Origin of the sequence: Sutcliffiella rhizosphaerae (genome assembly GCF_917563925.1) — a bacterium.
In the GTDB taxonomy this organism is placed as follows: Bacteria; Bacillota; Bacilli; order Bacillales; family Bacillaceae_I; genus Sutcliffiella_A; species Sutcliffiella_A rhizosphaerae.
This window is the reverse complement of sequence record NZ_CAKJTJ010000090.1, coordinates 1-621: the sequence shown is the minus strand read 5'-3', so window position 1 is coordinate 621 and position 621 is coordinate 1. Positions and strand designations below refer to the sequence as shown.

Annotated in this window: 1 protein-coding gene; it reads left to right on the top strand. The window is 40.3% G+C overall.

The genetic code is table 11. From position 1 onward, the window contains the following. Positions 1-621: transposase (locus tag LRP81_RS23150; protein ID WP_230505558.1), on the top strand; the 621-nt coding region annotated here is incomplete at both ends.

Genomic DNA, 621 nt, shown 5'->3' with positions numbered 1-621 from the left:
AAGGATTCGTTGATCCCTCTGTAGCCTTTATTGATTCGACTCATGTGAAAGCCAACGCCAATAAAAAGAAATTTACGAAAGAAGTCGTGAATGTAGAAACAAAGTGTTATCAAGAACAATTGGATAAAGAAATAAACGAAGACAGGGTAGCCCATGGAAAAAAGCCTTTCACCCCTCAGACAAAGAATGAAACAAAAGAAATTAAAGTAAGCACTACTGATCCGGAAAGTGGTTATTATGTAAAAGATGAGAGGGAAAAACAGTTTGCCTATTCCTTTCACACAGCTTGTGATGCCAAAGGTTTTATTCTTGCCACTCAAGTTACGGGAGCCAATGTTCATGATAGCCGCATGCTGGAAACTCTCGTGAATGAAGTGAAAGAGAAAATAGGAAAACCCACTGCTGTTGCGGTGGATGCTGGATATAAAACTGCGCCAATTGCCCATTATCTACTCGAAGAAGAAATTCGACCCGTGATGCCATACACTCGCCCTCGCACTAAAGATGGATACATGAAAAAGTATGAATATACCTACGATGAGCATTATGACTGTTATATTTGTCCGAAGGACCAAATACTCTCTTATCGCACAACCACTAGAGATGGCTATAGACAGTACG